Genomic DNA, 23979 nt, shown 5'->3' on the forward strand with positions numbered 1-23979 from the left:
CACAGACTCTGAACAGAGCCTGTCTGCCGATCACATCGGGTCGTTGCGTCGCAGCAATTCTTCCGGCAAGTGTTCGATGTATTCGTCTTCGGCCGGTGGCATTTGCAGGTGGTAGCCCTGCTTCTCAAGGTTTTCCAGGACCACGGTGATGTCCTCGCGCGACAGTTTGCGCTCGGGGGTCAGCACCAGATCGAAAGCGTGATGAGGTTTGCCGAAGGCGGCCATCAGACTTTCCGGGACACGCTCCAGTGCATCGCTTTTGAGCACATAGAGGTACATCTCGTTTTTCTTCAGGCTTCGATAGATGGAGCAAATACGTTTCAAGGCTGTTCTCCGGCGGTGGCCAGGCTGTCGAGCAGCGCCTGGCCCATCAATTCGCGGCGCCAGCCACGCAGCGAATCAGGCAATTGGTAAGGACCGTTGGGGTAGCCGCTCTTGAGCAGCGCTTCCAGGGTTTTCTTGCGCAGCATCAGTTCCGGCGCAATGTTCAGGCGCTCGGCTTCGGCCTGGCCGATCGCACGCAGCTGTTTGACCAGATTGGCGGCGTCCACCGGCAATGGCTCCGGCACGGCGGGCGGCCATTGATCTGGCGACACACTGCCAGAGCGCTTGATCAGATCAAGCAGAAATTCGCCGTCCTGACGCACGGTACGCGGGTGCATGTCTTCGATTTTCGCCAGCGCGCCGAGGTTGTCCGGTTGCGTGCGTGCCAACGGCCACAGCGAGTGCTCACGGACGATGCGATTGCGCGGCAGGTCGCGGGCGCGGGCTTCACGCTCACGCCAGGCGCAGAGTTCACGCAACACGGCGAGTTGGGCGCGGGAGAGCTTCCAGGCCAGCTTGGCTTCGCGATAGACCTCGTAGGGATCGATCTCGCGGCGCAGGTTGGCCACCAGTTCGGCGCCGTCTTCCAGGACCCAGGCGTACTTGTCGTCGGACAGCTTCGGACGCAGCTGTATGAAAACTTCCGCCAGGTGCAAGGCATCTTCGGCGGCGTAGCTGATCTGGGTGTCGGACAGCGGACGTTGCAGCCAGTCGGAACGGGTTTCGCCCTTGGGCAGGTCAATGCCGAGCACTTCCTGCACCAACCGCGAATAACCCATCGAGAAGCCGAGGTTCAGGTAAGCGGCGGCCAGTTGCGTATCGAACAGCGGCGCCGGCAGGCTGCCGGTCAGACGCAGCAATACTTCGAGGTCTTCACTGCACGCATGGACGACTTTGACCACGGCCGGGTTTTCCAGCAACGCGGCCAGAGGCTGCCAGTTGTCGATGGTCAGTGGGTCAATCAGGTAAGCGCGTACGCCATCACCGATCTGCAGCAAGCCTGCGATCGGGTAAAAGGTGTCGACCCGCATGAATTCGGTGTCGAGGGCAACGAATGGCAGCTGCTGCCACTCGGCGCAAAACTGACCGAGGCTATCGTTGTCGCGAATCCAGTGAATATCGATGGCCACACGGCTCTCCCTTGAAGAATGGCGCGCAGTATATATCGCCCCCGGCGATTTCCGCGCATCCACTGAACAAGAGCTTTAGCGAAAATGCCTGCCAGACGGCAAGAAATGTCTGACAAGCGGAGGTTAACCGACCTTACGCAGCACATAGACCCGCATCCGAGCACAACCGGGCAAGAAGTCCTGATGACTGAGCAAACTGAAACCCGCCAGCCTGAATTCGGCTTCGACTTCGGCCTTGCCGGCCAGCTGCCGGGGGGGAGCGCTCGTTGTGCCTGGGCGGCGCAGCTTGAAATGTGCATCGACTCGTACCGCCACAATCACCGTATCGCGACTCACACGATGGAACTCCGCCAGCAGGGCCAACCGATGCTCCGGGCTGTCGATATGCTGAAACAGTTGCATGCAAAAAATGCTGTCGACCGCGTTCGCCGACAAGCCGAGGGTGAAGGCTGAACTCTGGAACGTTTTGATTCGCTTGAGCAGACTCTGCGAATGATGTGTCTGGGCGTGGTTGAGCATGTCCTGCGACGGGTCGGACGCGAGGATCACCCGGTTCGCGTGCTCGGCCAACACCGGCCAGTAACGCCCGGCACCGCACGCCACATCCAGCATCAGGCCCGGTTCGCCGGCGACCTTGAGCGCGTTGCGCACCAGTTGCTCGTCGCGCCAGAACGCCATGCGCCCCGCCAGGCCACGCGGTCGCGGCTGAAGGCAGATGCGGGCGTGTTCCTGATCGTAGCGCCGGGCGAACTCAAGCTCGATGGCGGAAGGGGGCTGCGCGGACATGTGCAATGACTCTTGTCGGAATATGTACCGGTAGCAGATTAGCGACCGATGCGTGAAAAAAAGGTCGAAACACTTACTCTTTGGCCAACACTCCGTCGATCACAGCGCCGCGGCAACCGGCAAACATGTCCAGATCCTGGTTGTAGACCTTGCTGTTGACCTCCAGCAGACCAAGCATCGAATGGAACAAGTTGTCCTGGCTCAGCGGCTTGTCCCGGCTCAGTTGCAGGCAATGGGTGTCCACCGAGAACGACTTTTGGTAGCTGTCGGAGAACCACGCCAGCATGGCCACGCGTTTCTGCTGTTCCGGCGCCAGCATGTAAGGCGTGCCATGGAGGAACAAGTTGTACTCGCCCAGCGACTCGCCGTGGTCCGACAGGTAAACCATCGCGGTATCGACTTTGTCCTGGTTGCTGCGCAACGTATCAATCAACGTCGACAGCACGTGGTCGGTGTACACCAGCGTGTTGTCGTAGCCATTGACGATACTTTCGCGGCTGCAATTGTTCAGTGCGTTGCTTTCACAGACGGGCGTGAAGCGTTCGTACTCTTTCGGGTAACGCTTGAAGTATTCCGGGCCATGGCTGCCCATCTGGTGCAGGACCAGCACGGTGTCCTTGTCCAGCGTATCGATGAAGTGCTGCAGACCTTGCAGGAGAATTTCGTCGCGGCATTCACTGTTGGCGCACAACACCGGGTCCTTGAGGTTGCTGACGTCATCGAGGGTGACCCGATCGCACGTGCCTTTACAGCCCGATTGATTGTCACGCCAGATCACGTCGAGACCGGCGCGCTTGAGCACGTCCAGCAAGCCCTCTTCATTCTTCGCGGTGCTGGCGTTGTAATTCTTGCGGCCCATGTTCGAGAACATGCACGGCACGGACACGGCTGTTTCCGTGCCGCAGGAATGCACGTCGGTGAAAGCGATCAGGCCGGGTTCCTTGTCCAGTTTGGGGGTGGTGTCGCGGTCGTAACCGAGGATGCCGAAGTTCTCGGCCCGGGCACTTTCGCCGACAACCAGCACTGTCAGGGATTTACGGCCGTGGGTTTGCCAGGCGGGATTTCGCTGGGCATCTTCACCGACCTTGACGAAGGGTTGCCGGGCAGAGACTACTTGCTCGCGCAGAAAGCCGAACGAAGCACCGATGTAGTTACTCGGCACCACCATCAGGCGCAATTCATGGTGATTGCGAAACAACGAAGACAGCCCTTGATAGTTCACCAGCGCGACACCACCGATCACCGCAACTGAAGCAACACTCACCAGCGCCTTACTTACCAACTCACGGTGCCAGCGGCGGTAATCAACCGGAACTTTCCACAACAACCATGAAGGCAAAACACCGAGCAGAAGAATATAGACCAGCAACTTCAGTGAGAGTAAGTCACGCACTTCCGTCGCGTTGGTTTGCGCGAAGTTGCGCAACATGCCGGTGTCAATCAGCACACCGTATTGACTCATGAAGTACGCCACGCCCGCGCTGACCATAAACATCAGCATCAGGACCGGCTTCATTACGTAGCGGAACGCCAGAAAGGTCAGCACAATATTGAAGGCCGCCAGAATCATCACGCCAAAGGCGACAAGCATGACGATGCCTTTACCGTCCGCGGCGGTGATGTCAAACAAGCGCTGCCAGAGCACTGGATTAAAGCCAATCAGCAGAAAGGCGCTGGCAATCAGTGTCACCCACTCCGGGCGCACGGGTTTGAACTTCAACATAGTGATGGGCTATTCCTGAAAAGAAGTGTTCATGGCAAATGTGAAAATTTCATTTACCGTGACAGCACTAACTTTAGGCAGCCAACCATCAATTTTTTGTGAAAAAGAAGCCAACGATTAGTTGGCTCCTGTTATCCACTCGGTACTTTTACTTATTTGAGAATGGTTCAGCTTTTGTTCAGGCCTGATGCAAATACCAACGCCAGTCCTGCTCGCCAACTTCGCCCATGAATTGCCGATACTCGGCGCGCTTCACCGCCAGGTACACGCCGAGGAATTCTGCGCCGAACGCTTCACGCGCCCAGGTCGAACCTTCCAGCGCCCGCAAGGTGGTCAGCCAATCGGTTGGCAACAACTCCGTGGCCTGGGCGTAACCATTGCCTTCCACGGGCGCGCCCGGGTCGAGCTGTTCACGAATGCCGCGATGGATGCCGGCCAGAATTGCTGCGGCGGCCAGATACGGGTTGGCGTCAGCGCCGCAGATGCGGTGCTCGATGTGCCGCGAGAACGCCGGGCCACCGGGTACGCGCAAACTCACGGTGCGGTTGTCCACTCCCCAAGTCGCTGCCAGCGGCGCATAGCTGTTGGTCTGGAATCGACGGTAGGAGTTGGCGTTCGGGCAGAACAGCAGCAGCGAATCGAGCAAGGTACTGAGCATGCCGCCGACCGCTTGTTTGAGCAGCGGCGTGCCGTCCGCGGACTCGCTGGCGAACAGGTTGTTGCCGTCCTTGTCCGCCAGGCTGACGTGCATGTGCATGCCGGTGCCCGCCAGGTCATCGAACGGTTTGGCCATAAAGCAGGCGGCCATCCCGTGTTTATGCGCAACACCCTTGACCAGTCGCTTGTAACGCACCGCTTCGTCCATCGCCTGTAGGGCATCGGTGCGGTGTTCGAGGGTGATTTCCACTTGCCCCGGCGCGTATTCGGAAATCGCCGTGCGCGCCGGAATGCCCTGCAATTTGCAGGCACTGTAGAGATCCGCCAGAAACGGCTCGATCTGCTCCAGCTCCCGCAAACCGTAGACCTGCGTCGAGCGCGGACGCCCGCCATCGACGTCCCGCGCCGGTTGCGGCCGACCGTTGCTGTCGCGCTGCTGATCGAGCAAATAGAACTCCAGCTCCGCCGCCATCACCGGGTAATAACCGTCGGCCTGCAAGCCTTCGATCACCTTCGCCAGCAGATGCCGTGGATCAGCAATCGTCGCCGGCATGCCTTCTTTGGGGTGCATGCTGACCTGCACCGCCGCCGTCGGAATCAACCGCCACGGCATGCGCGTCAAACTGCCGCTGATCGGGTACGCCCGGCAATCGATGTCGCCGACGTCCCAGACCAGGCCTGAGTTTTCCACGTCATCGCCGTTGATGGTCAGGCCGAGAATGGTGCTCGGCAACGGCCTTCCGCTTTCGTACACCGCCAGCAGTTCATCACGATGCAGCAACTTGCCCCGTGGCACGCCGTTGTTGTCGAGGATGAACAGTTCGAACATCTCGATATCCGGGTTCTGTTCGAGAAAGGTCAAAGCTTCTTGCTTCGTGGCGAAGGAGGTCGTGGCACAACTCATGGGAATTCTCTTGTTTCCGCGTCAGGCAAACGCGCAGGCGCTGCCGGTTTGATCCCGGCGCACAGCGCGGGACCTGTCAGAAGAATCAACGGGAAAGGCAGGCATCCGGTGGGCGTGCGTGACGGCAGTGCCATAACGCCCAGAAGGCTAATTCAGAGGGAAGTGCGACGGGACAACCGTCCATAGAGATAACCGCAGAAAACAGATGAGCAGCAGCGTCACACGGGCGCTCAGGTCGTTAAATCGGGATTTGAAGAACTTTGGGTGTGGGCTGGCTAAACAATCATTCTCCCAAACACCGCCGATCCCTGTGGGAGCGAGCCTGCTCGCGATAGCGGTGTGTCAGTCAGCACATGCATCGATTGAAACACCGCTATCACGAGCAGGCTCGCTCCAACAGGGGATCCACGGTGTGGCACCGGTATTTAATTTTTAAATACCGCTGCGCACTATCTGATTTGCGGCCTCCCGCCCTCGCGCGCCTAATCGGCTCCTGATTTTTCAAGGCCCGATTGATGGAAAACGTTCGCGCAACTTCCCGCCCTGCCCTCTGGCTGATGGTCAGCATCCTTCTCGTCGCCCTGAACCTGCGTCCGTCGATGGCGGCCGTCGGGCCTTTGCTGTCGGCCATTCGCGGGGACATCCCGTTGAGTTTCAGCCTGGCCTCGCTGCTGACCATGCTGCCGGTCATGGCCATGGGGCTGGCGATGTTCTTCGGCTTGAGCGTCAGCCAACGCCTTGGCGAACAACGCACGGTGGTGATTTCACTGTCGATCATTGGTCTGGCCACGGTCTCGCGGCTGTTCGTGGACTCGGCCGCCGAACTGATCCTCAGCGCCATGCTGGCCGGCATCGGTATTGCGCTGATCCAGGCATTGACGCCGGCGCTGATCAAATCCAGGTTCAGCGACAACGTTGCCGTGTGCATGGGGCTCTACGTGACGTCGATCATGGGCGGTGCGGCGATAGCGGCCTCGTTTGCGCCCCTGGTGATGGCCCGTACCGGCAGTTGGCGCGCGGGCCTGGCAATCTGGGCCGCGCTGGCCCTGGTGGCATTGCTGTTCTGGGGCCTGGGGCGTGCGGGGACATCGGCGCCAACGGTACTCGCACCACGCAACACATCGTTCCTCACTCATTCCCGCGCCTGGTTACTCGCCGTCTTCTTCGGTTTGGGCACTGCGTCCTACACCTGTGTGCTGGCCTGGCTGGCGCCGTACTACGTGGAAAAGGGCTGGAGCGAACAAAACGCCGGTTTGCTGCTGGGCTTCTTGACGGCCATGGAAGTGCTGTCCGGGCTGGTGACCCCCGCCATCGCCAACCGCAGCCGTGACCGACGCCTGGTGCTGGTGGTGTTGCTGGCGCTGATCATGGCCGGTTTCTGTGGGCTGATCCTCAGCCCGCAACACTTCAGCCTGCTGTGGCCGTGCCTGTTGGGGCTGGGCATCGGCGGTCTGTTCCCGATGAGCCTGATTGTGTCGCTGGATCATCTCGACAACCCGCAACGCGCCGGCGGGCTGACGGCCTTCGTACAAGGCATCGGCTACCTGATCGCCGGTCTTTCGCCGCTGATGGCCGGGATGGTCCGAGATCGGTCGGGCAGCTTCGAATCGGCCTGGTGGTGCCTGACCGGTGTCATGGCGCTGATGATCCTGATCGCCCTGCGTTTCAATCCGCGGCATTACGCCCGGCAATTTCCTGGCGCTACCTGAGCACGTTGTCCAACACCTTGTCGCACGGTGCCTGCCACCGCTCATGGGTAAAGGCCTTCGGCCATGTTTTATGGGATTAAATTCATAAGTCGTGTTCGTTACATTTTCTGTCCCACAACTGACTGTGAAACGTCTTACAGGGCATTCTCCTGGCACCATCGTTCCGTTAGGATCGTTCGCACACGTTTGCGCACAGTCAGCGCAAGGAGCACAGCGAGACAGAACGGATGCTGAACAGTAACTTGCTTAGAAAGCTCGATATGCAAGACCTCATGGTGTTTGTCGCCGTGTATGAGCAAAGCAGCGTCACCGGTGTGTCGGAGGCGCTGTGCGTCAGCCAGTCCACCGTGAGTTACTGCCTGAAGAAACTGCGCACCAGTTTTGAAGACGAGTTATTCATTAATACCCGCACGGGTATGCGCCCCACTTACAAAGCCAGCACCATGTACACCCACGTGCTGAAGATCCTCGAAAGCATCAACCTCTGCCATGCCGGCGCCCAGGCGTTCGACCCGACCTTGCAACCGGTCACGTTCAACATCTGCGCACCGGAATACTTCGAGCAGTTGATCCTGCCGCGCCTGTTGAAAAGCTTTGATTTCGCCGACCTGCCGGTGATGGTCAACATGCACAAGTTCGAAACCGACATCCCCGCCGAAGACCTGCGCGATGGCAGCCTCGACCTGGTGATTTGTTTTGGCCCCCATCTTCATCGCAGCCACAGCGACCTCAAATCCCGGTTGTTGCTCGAAGATGATCTGGTCTGCGTCTTCGACAAACGCGCCACGCCACTGGAACCCCGTTTAAGCCTGAAGGCGTTTGTCGAACGCCGGCATGTGTTTCCGACACCGTGGACCTCCACCACCAACATGGTCGATGGCTGGCTGGCGCGACAGGCGCATAAACGGCAGATTATCGCGCGCTCCAACAGCTACAGCGCGGCGCTGAAAATGATCACCGGCACTGACTTCATCCTGACGTTGCCCCGCCGTATCCAGCAATTGCTGGCCAACGAGGCGATCTTCAATCACTGCGAAGCGCCCAACGGCTTGCCGGGTTTCACCCTGGACATGCAGTGGAGTCAAAGTGTCGATCAGGACAGCGCCAACACGTGGCTGCGCGAGCAGGTGATCAAAGCCTGCGCCGAGCAGGATATGGCCTGAAACTCAGTGGCCGATGGCCGTCTTGGTGTAGGACTCCCGGTCGATGTCGAGGATCTCCACGCACAACTGGACTTCAACCCCCGACGGCCATTCACACAGCTCCTGCACCACGGTCAGCAGGCTCTCGGATAACTGTTTTTTGATCTGCGGCGAGCGACCGCTCAGCAGCGCCAGCTTCACATGCACAAACGCCCGCTCCCCCATCGCCGTGCCGATCTTGAACGTCTCGACCTTCACCGCACGGCTCTTGATATCGAACTCCGCAGCAAACTGACCGGAAGCCACCAAGGCATTATTGAGCCGAATCAACGCCACGTCAGCGTTAAGCTCAGGCAGGTTGGCGGTGTATTCCATGTGCAGGTGGGGCATGGTCTGGCTCCTGGTAGTGTGCAGAAAGGACCTACATATAACACAGCGTCGTCCGACTCATTTGGACAGCGGCGATTCAAGACGCTCACTCATGAACGCCTCCAGCCGCGCGCGCAACCAGCGTTCGGCCGGATCGGTATCGACATGGCTGAGCCAGACCATGGACAAGTCCAGTGTCGGGGTCTTGAACGGAAAGGCTTCCTTGAATAACTGACCCGAGGCGGCCATCGCCTCGGCGGCGTAATCCGGCAGGCTGGCGATCAGGTCGGTGCCGGCGAGCAAGGCCGGCAACGAACTGTACTGCGGCACCGACAGCACGACTTGGCGCGTGCGGCCGATCTCCGCCAGCCATTCATCAGCGTAGCCACTGACGTTGGCGGTGTGCGACACCAGCACGTGCGGTCGTGAGCAATATTCATCGAGGGTCAGCGGGGTGTCCGAGGCATCGGCGCGCAAAATGCTCGGCTGGATGTGCCGCAACAACTTGCGTTTGGCATTGGCTGGCAGGCCGCGGGTCTGGCTGATGCCGACCGTGATATCACCGGAGGCCAGCAAGTCGGGAATGCGCCAGTAATCGACATGCTGAACCACGAACACCACCTTCGGCGCTTCCTGGCGCAAGGCGCGCAGCAGCGGCGGCAACAGGCCGAACTCGACGTCATCCGACAGCCCGATGCGAAAGGTCATGGTGCTGCTGGCCGGACCAAAATCATGGGTCAGGCTAAGGGCCACTGACAACGAGTCCAGCGCTGGCGACAGGTGCAGGATGATTTCCTCGGCCCGCGCGGTCGGCTCCATGCGATGGCCGACGCGAATGAACAGTGGATCGTTGAACATCGTCCGCAAGCGGTTAAGCGCGGCACTGATGGTCGGCTGGCCGAGAAACAGCTTCTCCGCCACACGCGTGACGTTGCGCTCCAGCATCAACGTTTCGAACACCACCATCAGGTTGATGTCAGCCTTGCGCAGTTCGTTGCGATTCATTCCTTGCCCCCGTTCCCCAACACTGCGGGCAGTTTAGAAAGGCGCGACGGGGGCGTCTACGTGCGTTGGCTTTCAATTGACCGTCAAGGTCTTCAATCCGAGCGCAAGTTGGCGAACGTCCTGGCCGAGCCCGAACTGTTTCGGGCTGACCGCGTCGGCAAACTGCAGTTGCAACCTGACGACACCCTGACTCGACACCCGTTGTTGCATCTCGGCCGTAAGGGGAATATCGATCACATTGCCATCGGCCTGTTCAAGTTGGGTATTCGTTGCCGGCAGGCCGTTGATGCTGATGCCGACACGTTGACGCCCATGGCCGGGAGGTAGAAACGCCGTGGTCTCCAGGCGCAAGGAATGCACGGGCGCCAGGGGCCGGAACATGACTTCAGCGTCCGGGCCTTTGGACCAGACACCCCAGGGTTCAGTCTCGGACCAGCCCTTGGCCAGCAACGCGCCGCCCTTATTGCCGTAAGTGAACAGCGTCTTTTGTCCGGGTTCGAGGGCGGGTACCAGGTCCAGCGGATTGATTTGCGAGGTCGCCTGCAAGCAAGTGCCGCACTGCTTCCAGCCCGGAGCCAGCACTGTGAAGCCGTCAATCCGGGCGAAGAGATCCGTTTGGGTATTAATGTTTCTCACCGACTGGATCAACGCACGCTCATCGAGCAGGTACAACGAGTCGGCGTCATATTTACCCGACGCCATTTCCCGGGCCGTCTGCTGCTCGGATTCGATCCAGTTGGCCGTGTCCATCCGCCCCAGGTAAACGGCATTGGTCGCCAGACCGTGGGCGCCGGCAAAATCAGCCACCGACATCCACTTCGGGGACAGATTCTGCGGAACGATCCAGCGAATGTTCTTGTAATGGGCTGCCGCGCTTTCCCAGAACGGATCGACCATGGGCGACGCCCACTTCGACGCCGGTTCCATCATCAATTGCTTGCGCACCCCTGCCCAGCCGGCGTGGGTGTCCACCATTTGTATCAGCAACGCCAGCGACAGCAGGCAAACGGCCGTGCGCGGCGTGTTGGCGCGAATGACCAGGAAAATGATGGCGAAGATGATCGCGTAGTACACCGGCCAGAACATTCGCCCCGAGGCGCGGAAGATGTTGGCGATGGAAATCACCACGGGCGGCAGCGGATAGGTGAACTCGAGCAAGCCCAACGCCACATGATTTGAAATGGCGAACACCGTCAGCCCAATCAGCGCCAACAGCAAAAAGGGTCGCCGCCGCACCTGTTGCCCGAAGCCGGTATTGCCTTGCAGTAAACCGACCAAGGCATAGAGGCCCAGCGTGATCAGGCCAAGTCCCAGAAAGACAAACCCTTCGCCGTCACCGAACCCTTGGACACCGGGCAGATCCTTCAGCACATAGGACCAGTTCCCCGAATCGATCAGTGACAGCAGGTTCATGCCGTAGATGCCAAAACCGCCTGAGATCGCGCCTTCGGTGCCGACCGAAAAATACCCGGCTTGCCAGCAGCAAAAGCTGACCAGTGAAAACAGTGCAAGAAACTCGATCAAGGCAGAGCGCAGCGTCAGTTTCTTCTTGAAATACCCGGCCGCCAGATCGGCGATCCAGATCAGTGCAACCATCGCCAGAAAGTACGCGTGGACCAGTGCGACCGTCGCCAGCAATGCGCCCCAGGCCAGGCGTCGACGACGCAGTTGCGGATGCAGGGCCAGGTAAAACGAAGCCAGCAGCAGAAAATGCCCGCCCAGGGACAAATGAAAGGGCATGCGCATGAGCATTGGCGGAACAAAGAGCAACAACGCCGTACTCACGGCACGCACACCCACATGCGACGACATCAGCCCCACTACCTTCCAGGCAAACCACGCCTGCAGGACGAAGCAGGTCAGTAACCAGAGGCCGAAATACTGAAAAGGTGTCGGCAACAGCGCAGCAAAGGGTTTGAACAAAAATGCCAGCAGCGGGTTGGAATCAGAAAAAATGATGCCATTGCCCAGTTCCATTCCATAGGAAGGATTGAGCCCTATGGGAAAAGTCCACGGCGACTGCCGGAAAAAAGCCCATCCCAGGTAATGGGTCGCCGGATCGCCATTGCCCAGCCACGCGATGTTTTGCGGGTTCAGCGCCCGTGGCCCGATGATGAGGAAAAAGGCCACAACACCGATCAACAGCGGCAAGAGGTTGAGTGGCAGGCGTCTAGCGAAATCCTTCATCGATACGTCCAGAAGTTATGCAATACAAAGGTGAAGGCAGGAAGGGTCAGCGCTACTGCGCCAATCCCCAGCAAATAATGCAGCCCGGCCATTTGCGCAGCCCAGGCCACCAGCATCGCCAGCAGGAATCCGGCAGCGGAAACCATCATGAAGCGCAGCAGCGTTTTGCCGTGCAAACGGGCGGAAAAGCTCCACGTGGTATTGATCAGGTAAGACACCACGGTCGCCACGGCAAACGCCGCGCCGTTGGCCAAGGGCGGTAGAGGCAGCACGTAATGGATGAACAACACGGCGACCAGCGCATGCAGGGCCGTGACGAACAACCCGGTCACGGCAAAACGCAGGCCACGCTGGATCAGGGCGGATTTTTCGGCTGACGTCACGGCTTCTGCGCCAGGACAAACACGGTCAATCCGGCCAGACGATTCGCGCCCATGAAGGGCAGTTCGACGCTGCACAGCGTCTTCAAAACCGTATTCACCAGTGGGTGGTGCTGCTTGAGTTGCGAGCGTGGTGGCGACGGTTGTGCGCCCTTGGGCAACAAGCGCAGGGTCGCGGCAATCGGGAACACCAGGCCGAAGTAGTAAGTCCCCTGTTTCACGTTCAAACCGGCGTCCCGGGCCACCGTTTCCAGCTGCGCCAAGGTGTAGCGGCGCTTGTGTTCCAGGAAGTCATCGTGCCCGCTCCAGAGAAACTGGAACGCTGGCACCGTCATCAGGAAACGGCTGCCGGAGGGGACTTTATCGACGTAAGCCTTGAGCAACCCGACGTCGTCATCGACATGTTCCAGCACATCCATCAGCAGCACCAGATCGGCATCCACCGAGTCGATGCCGCGACGGTAATGCACCGGTTTACCGGCGGTGGTGGCGTCCGAATCCTGGTCGTAACTGATGTCGACGCACCAGGCTTCACGGGCCGCCGAATGCCTCAGCAAATGGTGGGAAAAGAATCCGGAGCCCGCGCCTACGTCGAGAATCCTTGTGACCGGCGTGTTACCCAGCATTCGCGTGGTGGCCGCCGCTTTGGAGGCGTAATACCAGTGCTGGTCGATGCTCGAACCGAGGATGTCGGTTTCCTTGAGATCCATGGTTCAGTCCTTGGGGTCGTAGACGCGCCGCACCAGATACACCGGGCGGCGTTTTGACTCGATATACGTGCGGCCCAGGTATTCACCCAGCACGCCGATGCCGATCAATTGCAGGCCGCCCAGAAACGTGACGGCGACCATCAGCGACGCATAACCCGGCAAATCGACACCGGAGATCAAGGTTCGCAAGATGATGAAAATGGCAAACGAGAACGAGATCAGCGAGACGAACAGCCCCAGATACGTCCAGATGCGCAGCGGTTCGGTGCTGAAACTGGTGATGCCTTCCAGCGCGAAGTTCCACAACCGCCAGCCGTTGAACTTGCTCGCCCCCGCCACCCGTTCAAGGCGCTCGTAGTTCACATGCGTAGTGCGAAACCCGACCCAGGCAAACAGGCCTTTCATGAAGCGCCGGGACTCGGGCAGGGTTTGCAGGGCATCCACCACACAACGGTCCATCAGCCGAAAATCGCCGACGTTTTCCGGCAGATGTTGCTCAGCGATTTTGTTGTGCAGGCGATAAAACCAGTTGGCCGAGGTTTGCTTGGCCCAGGAGTCGGTCTTGCGACTCACACGATGACCCAGCACCACTTCATAGCCTTCACGCCAAAGGGCGATCATCTCGAGGATCACTTCAGGCGGGTCCTGCAAATCGACGTCGATTGGCACCACCACCTGGCCGGTGGCGGTCTGCAAGCCGGCAGTCAGGGCCGCTTCCTTGCCGAAATTGCGGCTCAGATCGACGATGCGCAGGCGCGAATCGGTCTGTTGGCGCTCCAGCAGCAGGTCGAGCGTGGTGTCGGTGCTGCCGTCGTTGACGAACACCATTTCCAGACCGATCAGCGTTTCATCCTTGAAGACGTCAGTGATCCGCGCGATGAACAAATCAATGGTCGCCGCCTCATTGAAAACCGGGATCACGAGCGAAAGCTGCACACGCCCGGTCAGTTGCGTTCCGTGCTGATGAGTCAATTGATTGCTCTTTTTTATAGTGATTTTTCTACAATCCGAGGTCGTCGACAGCTGCTCGACGCCATGAGCCGTGTCGTATTAAGCAGGACCGAGGGAGGTGATGCAAGGGCGAAACTGCGGGGGTTTTGGCCATCCACACCGACCCGGCAGCGCGGGCTGAAATATTTTCAAATGCCTGGAAACAAATGCCTGATGGCCAAAAAACCCAGCTCCGCTAGGCTTGCCCCCGATGCGACACGCAGGTTGTCGCGATGACCCATCGCATGGAGCGAGCAGAATGTATTTCGAGATTTACAGGCAATCCAAAGGCACGCCGAGCACCGGCAAAGGACAATGGCGCTGGCGCTTGAGGGCGGGGAACCACGAGACGATCGCCAGTGGCGAGTCGTATGTGAACAAGGCGGATTGCCTGCATGCCATCGGGTTGATCAAAGGGGTTGAGGGTGAAACGCCGGTGAAGGAGATTTAAACCCGATCACCTCTGCCGAACCTGTTCAGTAATCGGGAACAGCTTCGGCATATTTCGTTTTTCGGGGTTGAACTCGCTGGCCCCTTCGCGAGCAGGCTCGCTCCCACAGGAGATCTGTGGCGTACACAAACCCTCTGTAAGAGCGAGCCTGCTCGCGATGGGGCCGGAAAACACACCCTCAAGCCCCCGCCAAAAGCCCCTTTCAACCAGGCAACGGATACAACGCCTCATCAAACTGCGACAAGCGCGGAAACTGCATCGGCCGGTCATCACTCAGATGCTCCAGACGCTGCTGATAACCCTGCAGGAAATCTTTGCGTGCTTCGTCACTGATGTACGGCACATGCCAGGCCACGAACGGCTCGAGCACGTCAAACCCGACATAGGCCAGCGTGCCGCGCAGGATCGGCCGCAACATATCCTCCAGCGGACCATGAATCGCGCCATCACCGAACATATGCTCACGGCCGCCCAGGGTGACGGTAACCAGCGCCTTCTTGCCGCTCAATCCGCCCTGGTCGTAAAAACGTTTGCCGCCGTAGCAAATACCCGACACCAACACCCGATCAATCCAGCCCTTGAGCATCGCCGGGGCGGAGAACCAGAAAATCGGGAAGTTCAGGATCAGCAAGTCAGCCCACAGCAGTTTGTCGAGTTCTTGCTGAATGTCCGGCGCCAGCGACTGGCTCTTCACCCCCAGCCGTTGCTCCAGCGCGTACACCAGATACTCGGGGTTCTCCCGCGAGGAAAAGTCATCGGCACTGGCCACCGGGTTCCAGTTCATCGCGTACAGGTCGCTGACCCGGACCTCATGCCCCTGAGCCTCAAGCGTCGACACCGCCTGGTCACGCAGGGCGGCGGTAAAGGATTTCGGCTCCGGGTGAGCGTGGACAATCAAGACTTTCATGGCAATTTCCTAAACGTTTACAGGTTTTATGGGTGGGCGATAACCGTGCGCAGATCGTTTGAACCGTCAACGGTCACACCTGGATCGCCTTCACTTCCACAAATTCATTGAGCCCTTCTTCTCCCCATTCCCGGCCATTGCCTGACTGTTTGTAGCCGCCGAACGGCGCCTGATAATTGAACGCCGCGCCGTTGAGAAAGCATTGCCCGGCACGCAACTGACGCCCGAGTTGCAAGGCGCGTTCGGTGCTGCCGGCCCAGACACCGCTGGACAAGCCAAACGGCGAATCGTTGGCGATCTGAATCCCTTGCGCTTCATCGGTGTAGGGAATCAGGCACAGCACCGGCCCGAAGATTTCTTCCTGGGCGATGCGCATGCGGTTATCGACATCGGCGAACAGCGTTGGACTGACGTAGTAACCGCGTTCAAACGCTTGCGCTGTTTCGCCGCCGAAAACCAGCCGCGCGCCTTCTTGTTGTCCGGCCTGAATGTAGTCATGCACGGTGCGACGCTGCGCCGCCGAGCACATCGGCCCGAGGAAACTCTGCGGGTCCAGCGGATCGCCCATGCGCAGGCTTTGGGTTTCGGCAATCGCCAGTTCCACGGCCTCGGCGTAACGACTGGCCGGCAGCAACATTCGGGTCAACGCAGTGCAGGTCTGCCCCGAGTTGATCATCACGTCCTGCACGCCGTAGCGCACGGCGGCAGCCAGATCGGCATCCTCGGCAATCAACAGCGGCGACTTGCCGCCCAGTTCCAGGCACACGCGCTTCACCGAAGGCGCCGCCGCTTGTGCCACGCGAACCCCGGCGCCGGTGGAGCCGGTGAACGACACCATGTCCACGTCCGGGTGCTTGGCCAGCGCTTCGCCGACTTTCGATCCTGGTCCGCTGACCAGATTGAATACGCCGGCCGGCAAGCCGATCGCTTCGATCATCTGCGCCAGCAAAAAGGCATGCAACGGCGTTTCCTGACTCGGCTTGACCACCACAGTGCAACCGGCGGCCAGCGCCGGGGCGAGCTTGCCGATCAGTTGATGCAGCGGGTAGTTCCACGGATTGATGAAGGCGCACACACCGACCGCCTCGCGGATGACCAGCGAATTACCGACCTCGCGCACTTCATCCATCAAGCCGGCGAGTTCGACGTATTGCTCCAGGCCGATGATGGGCCCGTCGACCTGCACCGAACGGCACCATTGCACCGGCATCCCCAACTCGGTGGTGATGACCGCAGCCATTTCATCGGCCCGGGCACTTAACTGGTCGGCGAGGGCACGCAGGTAACCGGCGCGAACACTCGACGGCGTCCGCGACCATGGACCGAAGGCCCGGCGCGCCGCAGCCACCGCGTTGTCGACATCGCGCTCATCGCCCAGCGGCACCGAACCTGCGACCTCTTCAGTGGCCGGATTGATGACCTCGGCGATGCCCTGCCCCGACGGGGTCTGCCAGCGGCCATCGATAAACAGCGTCTTGTGGTTATGCATAGACATGGGCTTCCATCAGTTCAGTGGCGCAACGGGTGATTCGCTGGCAGGCGTCACGCAAGGGTTCTGCGCCCAGCACCAGGCCAAGGCGAATATGCCCGGCTGCGCTCGGACCGAAGGCTTCACCGGCCAGCACCGACACGCCATGACGGTCGAGCAAGCGGTCGGCAAACGCTTGGGCGCTGAGCCCGGTGTCGCGGATATCGACCATCACGAACATTCCGCCATCGGGTTTCAAGGCCCGCACGCCGGGGCAGTCGGCCAGGCATTCGCAGACCAGATCGCGGCGTTGGCGATAGGCTTCGCGCATCGTGTCCAGTTCCGGCAAGTTGCTTTCCAGCGCGACGACGGCGGCGTCCTGCACGAAGTCCGGCAAACCGTAGAGCATGCACAGCGCGAGGTTTTCCAGGTGCTCGGCCAGCGCCGGTGGCGCGATTGACCAGCCGATGCGCCAGCCGGTCATGGCGTGGGATTTCGACAGGCTATTGAGTGTCGCGGTGCGCTCGGCCATGCCCGGCAAACTCGCCGGACTGATGTGTTCGCCGTCGAACAGCAACTCGCTGTAGACCTCATCGGAAATCAGCCACAGGTCGTGGGTGATGCATAAATCTGCAAGCGCCTGCCAGGTGCTGCGCGACAAACTGGCGCCGGACGGGTTGTGTGGACTGTTCAGTGCCAGCGCGCGGGTACGCGGCGTGATGCGGGTGGCGACGTCTTCGGGCAACACCCGAAACCCGTTTTCGGAACGCACCGGCACCGGAATCACCACCGCACCGCAGGCACCGAACACGGCTTCATAAGTGACGTACATCGGCTCGGCGACGAGCACTTCGTCGCCCGGATTCAGTACGCACTGCGCCACGCAGAACAACGCGCATTGCGCCCCGGCGAGCACGGTGACCTGCTCCGCCGAAACGTGCTGGCCACTGCGTTTGGCGTAATGCCGGGCGATGCTTTCACGCAGTGCGCGTTTGCCACGCACGTCGGCGTAGTGGGTGTTGCCGGACAACAGGCTGTCGATGGCCGCCTGCACAATCGGCACCGGGGTGTCGAAATCCGGGTCGCCAACTGACAGCAGCAGAATGTCTTCGCCCTGCTCTTTCAGCGCCAAAGCGCGGTAGTGAATGTCCCAGGCGGCAGCGCCGTCACCGGCGATGCGTTGAGTCAGATCGGAAAAGCGCATGGCGGTATCCTTTTTACAAAATTGGAGTCACTGCGCGCACGCGTGCTTGAGTTCGATCAGGGTCACGCCGTTGCGCTTGAAGCCGTGGCGCAAGTCGGTTTGCAACTCGGCCAGGCTTTGCGGCTCGCTCACCGTGCAACCGAACGCACGGGCAAGGGCGGCAAAGTCCGGGTTGCGCGGCAGCACGCCAATCGGCTCGATATCCAGCCCGATCATGTCGTCGCGGATCTGTCCCAGCGCGTCGTTGTTCCAGAGCAACACCACCAGCGGACTGTCCAGCTCTTCGACGGCGGTGGCCAGTTCCTGCGCGGTGTAGAGAAAACCGCCGTCGCCAACCAGCACCAGACCCGGCCGCTGCGGTGCGCCGAACTTGGCGCCGATGCCCGCCGGCAAACCATAACCCAGCGTGCCGTAGCCGGTCGGATGCAACCAGCTGCGTGGTGCCAGGCTGTTGAAGGCGTAGTTGCCGGTGTAGGCCAGTTGGGTCATGTCGGTGCTGATGAAGGCATCGTCCGGCAGCTCCGCAGCGATACGTTCGAGTATCGCTTGATGGATCGACTGCAAGGGGCCGTGGTTGTTTTGCACCGCTTCACGCAGCGCTGCGACGGACGCGATCGCTGCACTGGCATCGCGGTTGGCGGGCGGCAGACGTTCCAGCAACGCGGCGAGGGTGTGTTGCGCATCGCCTTGCAGCGCCACCGCGCACGGGTAGAAATCGTTGAACTTGCGCGGGTCGATGTCCACGCGCAGCAGCTCGGCATTCAGCGGCAGACGCTCGCGCCAGAAATCGGTGTCGGCCATTTCGGTGCCAACGGCCAGCACCACGTCCGCCTCGACGATGAGTTGCCAGCCCGGCTCGACGCACAGGGTCGAGCCGGCATTGAGGGGTGCATCCGGCGGCAACAGGCCTTTGCCGGCCACGCTGGTAAACAGCGGCGCGGCGAGTCGGGTGCTGAGTTCATGCACTTGCTGCTGCGCATTCAATGCGCCACCGCCGGCGATGATCATCGGCCGTTTGGCGCTTTGCAGTTTGGCCACGGCCTGATCCAGCGCCGTAGCGGCCGGCACGCCACGGCTCGGGCGACGCACCACTTCATTGCTCCAGTCGCGGCTGACCTTTGCCGACAGCACGTCGAGCGGCACGGAAATGTGCACCGGGCGCGGACGTTCACTGTCAAACACCGCGTAGGCACGGGCGATCAGTTCAGGCAGGTCCTCGGCGCTAAGGGCTACCGCCGAAAACGCCGTGATCGGCGCGGTAATTGCGCGCTGGTCCTGGGTTTCGTGCAGGCACCCCCAGCCTTTGCCGAGGCTGGCGGTGTGGTTGACGCTGGATATCACCAGCATCGGAATCGAGTCGGCATAGGCCTGGCCGATGCCGGTCGCGGCATTGGTCACGCCCGGCCCGGTGATGATGAAGCACACACCCGGTTTTCCGCTGACTCGGGCGTAGCCGTCGGCCATGAAACTGGCGCCTTGCTCATGGCGCGTCAGCACATGGCGAATGCCGCTGCCGGGCAGGCCACGGTACAACTCCAGCGTGTGTACGCCGGGGATGCCGAACACGGTGTCGACGCCGTAGTTGGCCAGCAGGCGGACCAGGGCCTGGCCGCCGGTCAATGTTGTGCTTTGCATATTCACGTCCTCACTCGTGGCCGAGGCGAATCAACGCATCGACCGCAGTCGTGCCATCGGCACCGACCAACAATGGGTTCACATCAAGTTCCAGCAACTGCCCGGCGTTCTCGCAGGCGTAATCGGCCACCGCTCGAATCGCCGCCACCAGCGCGTCCAGATCCGCCACTTGGCGACCGCGAAAACCTTGCAGCAACGCGGCACTGCGCAGGCCGAGCAACGCTTGGCGAATGGCGCCATCGGTGGTGGGCAGCAACAAGCTGCGACTGTCCTTGAGCAACTCCACCAGAACTCCGCCCGCGCCGATGACCAGGGCCAGGCCGAAGTCGTTTTCGCGTTTGATGCCGACGATCAGCTCGGCTAACGGCGGCTTGGCCATGGGCTCCAGCAGCACCTGATCGAACGGCACGTGCGGCGCGTAATCGACGAGGCTGGCGCGCATTTTTTCCAGGGCAGCGTTCAGAGCGGCGCCGTCCTTGAGGTTCAACGCCACGGCGCCGGCTTCGGTTTTGTGCGGCAGTTGGGAGCTGACCGCTTTCAATACCAACGGATAACCCAGCGCGTTGGCGTCGCTCAACGCCTTGTCCGGTGAGCTCAACACGCCGTTGGGCGTCTGCAGGCCGAAGGCGCGCAACGCTTTTTTCGAATCCCATTCATTGAGCAAGCGACCTTCGCCTTCCAGCGCCTGAGGGCAGTGCGGCACCAGCACTGATTCACCGAGCGCCAGCAGCGCCTGACGGTTGCGTTGATAGCCAGCAATCCGCCCCCACGCGGCCAGCCCGTCTTCGACGCCTTGCAACGCCGCCACGCCTTGGGTATGCAGACGTTCGCGAGCGTGGGCCGGCAGCAATTCCGGGAAAGCCGAGGTGACAAAACCGGTCTTGCCATGGCGGATCAGCGCTGCACAGAACAGCTCCAGCAGCAGGTCGCATTCCTTGCGTTCGCCGGTAAATTCGGCCGGGTAATCGAGCACCAGCATCGCCGCATCGGCTTCGGTGCGCAGGGCGCTGTCGAGCATGTGGTTCAAGGCTTCGCCGTCGCCCCAGATCGCCGTGGTGAAATCCAGCGGATTGACCAGATTGGCGTAGCTCGGCAGCACTTGCGCCAGCTCATCGCGCTGACCTTCGTCGAGTTTCGGCAAGCTCAGCTCGTTGCGCTCGGCGTAGTCGGCAATCAGCCCGGCGTCGCCTCCCGAACAGGCCAGTGCGATCAGGCTGTTGCCCGCCGGCAACTTGCCGCACGCCGCCGCTTTCAAGGTTTCGACGAAACTCACCGGGCCGCTGACGCGGATCACGCCGAGGCGCGCAAACAGACTGTCGTACAGCGCATCGGAACCGGACAGCGAGCTTGTGTGACTCAGCGCCAGCTCGGCACCGATCTGCGACACGCCGGTTTTCAAGGCGATGATCGGAATGCCCTTCTCCAATGCCTTGTGCGCCGCGCGGGCGAAACCCGGGACGTTTTTCAGGCCTTCGAGGTGCAAGCCGATGGCGGTGACGCGCGGCTCATCGAGCAACACGTCCATCAATTCGGCGATGCCCAGTTGCGCCTGATTGCCGACCGACGCCATGTAGGCCACTGGTAGCGAGCGGTCACTCATGGACAGGTTGTAGGCAAAGTTACCGCTTTGGGTCAGGACGGCGACGCCCTTCTCCACCGGTTTTCCGCCATGGGCCACCGGCCACAGCGCGGAGCTGTGCAAATAGTCGAGCAGGCCGTAACAGTTGGGGCCAAGCAAGGCCATGTGGCCGGCGGCTTTGAGCAATTGTTGCTGCAAGGCCTGGCCCTCGGCACCGGTTTCGGCGAACCCGGAGGCGTAGCAGATCGCCCCGCCTGCGCCCTTGGCGGCCAGTTCGGCAACGCAGGTCAGGGTCAGCTCGCGGTTGGTCGCGATGAACACCGCGTCCGGGCCGCACGGCAGATCGGCAATACGGCGCACACACGGCACGCCTTCAAGGCTGTCGTGCTGCGGATTGACCAGCCACATCTCGCCAAGGTAACCGCCGTCGGCGCAGCGCTTGAGCGCGCGGGCCATGCTGCGGCCACCGATAAACGCCAGGTGGCGCGGTGCGAGCATGCGTTTTAGGTTGTCACGAATCGTTTGCGACATAGCCATTCTCCCGACCGGTCAGCGCAACAGTGGCCGCAGCAATTCGCGGGAAATGATGTGGCGCTGGATCTCCGAGGTGCCTTCCCAGACGCGCTCGATCCGCGCGTTGCGCCAGATGCGTTCCACCGGGCATTCGTCCATCAGGCCCATGCCGCCAAAAATCTGCACCGCCTCATCGGCGACCTTGCCGAGCACTTCACTGGCAAACAACTTGGCCATGCCGGCCTCGCCGTCGGTCATGGTGCCCTGGTCCATTTTCCAGGCGGTGTGCAAGGTCAGCAGTTCAGCGGCGCGGATCTGCGTGACCATGTCGGCGAGCTTGAACGAGATGCCCTGGTAGGTGCCGATCGGCTGGCCGAACTGCTTGCGGTCGGCGGCCCATTGCAGCGACACGTCGAGCGCGCGTTGCGCCTGGCCGACGCAGTTGGCGGCGACCATCACCCGTCCGGCCGTGAGCCAGGCGTTGGCCACGTCCCAGCCCTTGCCCACTTCCCCCAGCACTTTATTGGCGGGGACGCGGCAGTCGTCGAAGAACATTTCAAAGGTGTGATAACCGCGGTTGCTCACGCACTTGGGACCCCGGCGAATGGTCATGCCCGGCGTGTCGCGGTCGACCAGGAACGACGTCACGGCGTTGCGCTGTTTGCCGTTGTGTTCGTAGGTGTCGGTGACCGCGAAAACGATGGCGAAATCGGCGTGACCGGCGTGGCTGATGAAGTGCTTGCTGCCGTTGAGAATGAAGTCATCGCCGTCGCGCACGGCACGGGTCTTGATCGCGTTGGCGTCGGAACCGGCACCCGGCTCGGTCAGCGCGAAGCAATCGATTTTCTTGCCCTGGATGCACGGCAGCAGGTAGTCGTTGATCTGCTCGCCGGTGCAGGCCATGAGGATTTTCGACGGCCGCGCGACAAACACATGCAGCGCCCACGAAACCTTGGACAGTTCACGCTCGATCAGCGCCTGGGACAGGTAATCGAGGCCGCCACCGCCCACTTCTTCCGGCATGTTGAAGGCATAGAAACCTGCCGCAATCGCCTTGCCACGGATCTGTGCCGCCAGCTCCGGGGAGACTTCGTCGGCGCGGTCGACCGCTTCCTCATGAGGCAGCAGTTCCTTGGCGACAAAGCTGCGTACCGCGTCCACCAACATGTCTTGTTCTTGGGTCAGTTGGAAATTCATGGGGCTACCTGTTGTTCATGTGCTGAGTAGGTGTACGAGGCCAGTCATCGGGCCTATTGGCCGCTGAAGTGTGCCGGGCGTTTTTCGATGGCGGCGCGCAAGGCTTCGGCGCCGTCTTTGCTGCGACCGCAAAGCAGGCCGGCGGCGAGCTCGGCTTGCAGTTGCTCCGGCAGGCTGCGCTGGGCGCCTTCGCGCATGAGTTTTTTGGTCTGGGCGAAAGCGAATGTCGGACCGTTGGCCAGGCGCGTGGTCAATTCGGTGGTCACGTCGTGCAGTTGTTCATCGGCGCAGACTTCGCCGACGAGACCGGCGGCCAAGGCACGGTCGGCGCCCCACAACTCGTCGAGGAACAACAGGCGCTTGGCTTGTTCAGTGCCGATCAGGCGCGGCAGATGCCAGCTGGCACCGGCGTCCGGCGAGTAGGCCATGCTGGTGTAGCCGGCCTTGAAGCGCGCCGATTGCGCGGCGATGCGCAGGTCGCAGCACAGCGTCAGGTCCATCCCGGCGCCGACGGCGGTGCCGTTGATGGCGGCGATGGTCGGTTTTTCCAGGCTGTACAAACGGCTCATCAATGCATGGGCGGTTTCGGTCCAGCCGTAGCTTTCGAGGGCGCCACGGGCTTCGGCTTCGGCCCATTCGGCGAGATCTGCGCCGGAGCAGAAACTGCGGCCGCTGCCGGTCAGCACCACGACCCGAACGGAGGGATCGGCGTTGAACTCATCGAGCACGGCGTGCAGGTTTTTCAGGGTCGGAATGTCCAGCGCATTACGCTGATCGGGGCGATCGAGGGTGATCCAGGCCACGCCGGCTTTTACTTGGCACAGCAGAGAAATGTGAGTAGTCATGCGAATCCTCGAATTATTGTGTTTGGCGTGAGGTGGTGCGACCTAGGGCCATACTAAACGAGTGTTCAGCAAGACGGCAATTGGCTGAAAAATGGTCTGTAACAGCTGCGCTTACTTAGTAAGTAGTTGATTTTGTTGGTTTAAGTTCTGACATCCAGCCATGC

General features: G+C 60.8%; 21 protein-coding genes. 3 read left to right on the forward strand and 18 right to left on the reverse strand.

The annotated features are described in order from the left end of the window. Window positions 1–30: 30 nt before the first annotated feature. The 5 genes from AB4N91_RS19345 to AB4N91_RS19365 all read right to left on the reverse strand — a co-directional run bounded on the left by AB4N91_RS19345 (window position 31) and on the right by AB4N91_RS19365 (window position 5524). Window positions 31–324: a YcgL domain-containing protein gene (locus tag AB4N91_RS19345; RefSeq protein ID WP_007898694.1), complete on the reverse strand. Its 294-nt coding sequence runs from the start codon at window positions 322–324 to the stop codon at window positions 31–33. Continuing rightward, window positions 321–1454, reverse strand: coding sequence for a ribonuclease D (gene rnd, locus AB4N91_RS19350; protein WP_010462151.1), 1134 nt, complete (start codon window positions 1452–1454; stop codon window positions 321–323). The genes AB4N91_RS19345 and rnd overlap by 4 nt, the downstream gene beginning before the upstream one ends. A 123-nt stretch (window positions 1455–1577) precedes the next feature. After that, window positions 1578–2240, reverse strand: coding sequence for a class I SAM-dependent methyltransferase (locus tag AB4N91_RS19355; RefSeq protein ID WP_460111605.1), 663 nt, complete (start codon window positions 2238–2240; stop codon window positions 1578–1580). A gap of 73 nt (window positions 2241–2313) precedes the next feature. Then, window positions 2314–3963: a phosphoethanolamine transferase gene (locus AB4N91_RS19360; protein ID WP_083374808.1), complete on the reverse strand. Its 1650-nt coding sequence runs from the start codon at window positions 3961–3963 to the stop codon at window positions 2314–2316. 178 nt (window positions 3964–4141) lie between these two features. Beyond that, on the reverse strand, window positions 4142–5524 hold the full coding sequence (locus AB4N91_RS19365; RefSeq protein WP_077750027.1) for a glutamine synthetase family protein: 1383 nt from the start codon (window positions 5522–5524) through the stop codon (window positions 4142–4144). Window positions 5525–6039: 515 nt separating this feature from the next. Here AB4N91_RS19365 and AB4N91_RS19370 point away from each other — a divergent pair. Together AB4N91_RS19370 and AB4N91_RS19375 are read left to right on the forward strand one after the other, a co-directional pair. Then, entirely contained in the window at window positions 6040–7233 is a 1194-nt protein-coding gene (locus AB4N91_RS19370) for a cyanate transporter (protein ID WP_102594125.1), read from the forward strand. 227 nt (window positions 7234–7460) lie between these two features. Then, a complete protein-coding gene (locus AB4N91_RS19375; protein ID WP_042932312.1) occupies window positions 7461–8396 on the forward strand; it encodes a LysR family transcriptional regulator in 936 nt (311 codons plus the stop codon). A 3-nt stretch (window positions 8397–8399) separates the two neighbouring features. Here AB4N91_RS19375 and AB4N91_RS19380 read toward each other — a convergent pair whose 3' ends face one another. The 6 genes from AB4N91_RS19380 to AB4N91_RS19405 form a co-directional block, all read right to left on the reverse strand. Continuing rightward, window positions 8400–8765 (reverse strand): 5-carboxymethyl-2-hydroxymuconate Delta-isomerase, encoded by a 366-nt coding sequence (locus AB4N91_RS19380; protein WP_010462163.1) that lies wholly within the window; start codon window positions 8763–8765, stop codon window positions 8400–8402. Between the two features lie 57 nt (window positions 8766–8822). Then, window positions 8823–9749 (reverse strand): LysR substrate-binding domain-containing protein, encoded by a 927-nt coding sequence (locus AB4N91_RS19385; protein WP_460111612.1) that lies wholly within the window; start codon window positions 9747–9749, stop codon window positions 8823–8825. A gap of 72 nt (window positions 9750–9821) precedes the next feature. Further along, a complete protein-coding gene (locus tag AB4N91_RS19390) occupies window positions 9822–11936 on the reverse strand; it encodes a DUF6311 domain-containing protein (protein ID WP_460111614.1) in 2115 nt (704 codons plus the stop codon). Continuing rightward, window positions 11933–12319, reverse strand: a complete 387-nt coding sequence (locus AB4N91_RS19395; RefSeq protein ID WP_010462169.1) for a GtrA family protein — start codon at window positions 12317–12319, stop codon at window positions 11933–11935. The genes AB4N91_RS19390 and AB4N91_RS19395 overlap by 4 nt, the downstream gene beginning before the upstream one ends. Beyond that, a complete protein-coding gene (locus AB4N91_RS19400) occupies window positions 12316–13026 on the reverse strand; it encodes a class I SAM-dependent methyltransferase (protein WP_460111617.1) in 711 nt (236 codons plus the stop codon). The genes AB4N91_RS19395 and AB4N91_RS19400 overlap by 4 nt, the downstream gene beginning before the upstream one ends. Window positions 13027–13029: 3 nt before the next feature. Next, window positions 13030–13998: a glycosyltransferase family 2 protein gene (locus tag AB4N91_RS19405; RefSeq protein ID WP_460111620.1), complete on the reverse strand. Its 969-nt coding sequence runs from the start codon at window positions 13996–13998 to the stop codon at window positions 13030–13032. A 277-nt stretch (window positions 13999–14275) separates the two neighbouring features. Between AB4N91_RS19405 and AB4N91_RS19410 the strand changes: the two genes are divergently transcribed. Then, window positions 14276–14467, forward strand: coding sequence for a YegP family protein (locus AB4N91_RS19410; protein WP_010462174.1), 192 nt, complete (start codon window positions 14276–14278; stop codon window positions 14465–14467). Between the two features lie 202 nt (window positions 14468–14669). Here AB4N91_RS19410 and AB4N91_RS19415 read toward each other — a convergent pair whose 3' ends face one another. The 7 genes from AB4N91_RS19415 to AB4N91_RS19445 form a co-directional block, all read right to left on the reverse strand. Further along, window positions 14670–15374, reverse strand: coding sequence for an NAD(P)H-dependent oxidoreductase (locus AB4N91_RS19415; protein WP_460111623.1), 705 nt, complete (start codon window positions 15372–15374; stop codon window positions 14670–14672). Window positions 15375–15447: 73 nt separating this feature from the next. Next, on the reverse strand, window positions 15448–16863 hold the full coding sequence (locus AB4N91_RS19420) for an aldehyde dehydrogenase family protein (protein WP_010462179.1): 1416 nt from the start codon (window positions 16861–16863) through the stop codon (window positions 15448–15450). Further along, on the reverse strand, window positions 16856–18046 hold the full coding sequence (locus tag AB4N91_RS19425) for a pyridoxal phosphate-dependent aminotransferase (RefSeq protein ID WP_010462180.1): 1191 nt from the start codon (window positions 18044–18046) through the stop codon (window positions 16856–16858). The genes AB4N91_RS19420 and AB4N91_RS19425 overlap by 8 nt, the downstream gene beginning before the upstream one ends. A gap of 27 nt (window positions 18047–18073) precedes the next feature. After that, the gene (locus tag AB4N91_RS19430) at window positions 18074–19681 is read right to left on the reverse strand and encodes a 5-guanidino-2-oxopentanoate decarboxylase (protein WP_145307367.1); all 1608 of its coding nucleotides are present in this window, start codon (window positions 19679–19681) and stop codon (window positions 18074–18076) included. 10 nt (window positions 19682–19691) lie between these two features. Continuing rightward, a complete protein-coding gene (locus tag AB4N91_RS19435) occupies window positions 19692–21791 on the reverse strand; it encodes an acetate--CoA ligase family protein (protein ID WP_460111627.1) in 2100 nt (699 codons plus the stop codon). 18 nt (window positions 21792–21809) lie between these two features. After that, the gene (locus AB4N91_RS19440; RefSeq protein WP_460111630.1) at window positions 21810–22970 is read right to left on the reverse strand and encodes an acyl-CoA dehydrogenase family protein; all 1161 of its coding nucleotides are present in this window, start codon (window positions 22968–22970) and stop codon (window positions 21810–21812) included. 53 nt (window positions 22971–23023) lie between these two features. Beyond that, window positions 23024–23815 (reverse strand): enoyl-CoA hydratase/isomerase family protein, encoded by a 792-nt coding sequence (locus tag AB4N91_RS19445; RefSeq protein WP_460111633.1) that lies wholly within the window; start codon window positions 23813–23815, stop codon window positions 23024–23026. Window positions 23816–23979 lie beyond the last annotated feature (164 nt).

Source organism: Pseudomonas sp. H3_D04 (assembly GCF_054669175.1).

Excerpts from the sequence above, each read along its gene's own strand:
- AB4N91_RS19355 (WP_460111605.1), bottom strand. The coding sequence starts at position 2,240 with ATGTCCGCGCAGCCCCCTTCCGCCATCGAGCTTGAGTTCGCCCGGCGC.
- AB4N91_RS19360 (WP_083374808.1), bottom strand. The coding sequence starts at position 3,963 with ATGTTGAAGTTCAAACCCGTGCGCCCGGAGTGGGTGACACTGATTGCC.
- AB4N91_RS19365 (WP_077750027.1), bottom strand. The coding sequence starts at position 5,524 with ATGAGTTGTGCCACGACCTCCTTCGCCACGAAGCAAGAAGCTTTGACC.
- AB4N91_RS19370 (WP_102594125.1), top strand. The coding sequence starts at position 6,040 with ATGGAAAACGTTCGCGCAACTTCCCGCCCTGCCCTCTGGCTGATGGTC.
- AB4N91_RS19375 (WP_042932312.1), top strand. The coding sequence starts at position 7,461 with ATGCTGAACAGTAACTTGCTTAGAAAGCTCGATATGCAAGACCTCATG.
- AB4N91_RS19380 (WP_010462163.1), bottom strand. The coding sequence starts at position 8,765 with ATGCCCCACCTGCACATGGAATACACCGCCAACCTGCCTGAGCTTAAC.
- AB4N91_RS19385 (WP_460111612.1), bottom strand. The coding sequence starts at position 9,749 with ATGAATCGCAACGAACTGCGCAAGGCTGACATCAACCTGATGGTGGTG.
- AB4N91_RS19390 (WP_460111614.1), bottom strand. The coding sequence starts at position 11,936 with ATGAAGGATTTCGCTAGACGCCTGCCACTCAACCTCTTGCCGCTGTTG.
- AB4N91_RS19400 (WP_460111617.1), bottom strand. The coding sequence starts at position 13,026 with ATGGATCTCAAGGAAACCGACATCCTCGGTTCGAGCATCGACCAGCAC.
- AB4N91_RS19410 (WP_010462174.1), top strand. The coding sequence starts at position 14,276 with ATGTATTTCGAGATTTACAGGCAATCCAAAGGCACGCCGAGCACCGGC.
- AB4N91_RS19415 (WP_460111623.1), bottom strand. The coding sequence starts at position 15,374 with ATGAAAGTCTTGATTGTCCACGCTCACCCGGAGCCGAAATCCTTTACC.
- AB4N91_RS19420 (WP_010462179.1), bottom strand. The coding sequence starts at position 16,863 with ATGCATAACCACAAGACGCTGTTTATCGATGGCCGCTGGCAGACCCCG.
- AB4N91_RS19425 (WP_010462180.1), bottom strand. The coding sequence starts at position 18,046 with ATGCGCTTTTCCGATCTGACTCAACGCATCGCCGGTGACGGCGCTGCC.
- AB4N91_RS19430 (WP_145307367.1), bottom strand. The coding sequence starts at position 19,681 with ATGCAAAGCACAACATTGACCGGCGGCCAGGCCCTGGTCCGCCTGCTG.
- AB4N91_RS19435 (WP_460111627.1), bottom strand. The coding sequence starts at position 21,791 with ATGTCGCAAACGATTCGTGACAACCTAAAACGCATGCTCGCACCGCGC.
- AB4N91_RS19440 (WP_460111630.1), bottom strand. The coding sequence starts at position 22,970 with ATGAATTTCCAACTGACCCAAGAACAAGACATGTTGGTGGACGCGGTA.
- AB4N91_RS19445 (WP_460111633.1), bottom strand. The coding sequence starts at position 23,815 with ATGACTACTCACATTTCTCTGCTGTGCCAAGTAAAAGCCGGCGTGGCC.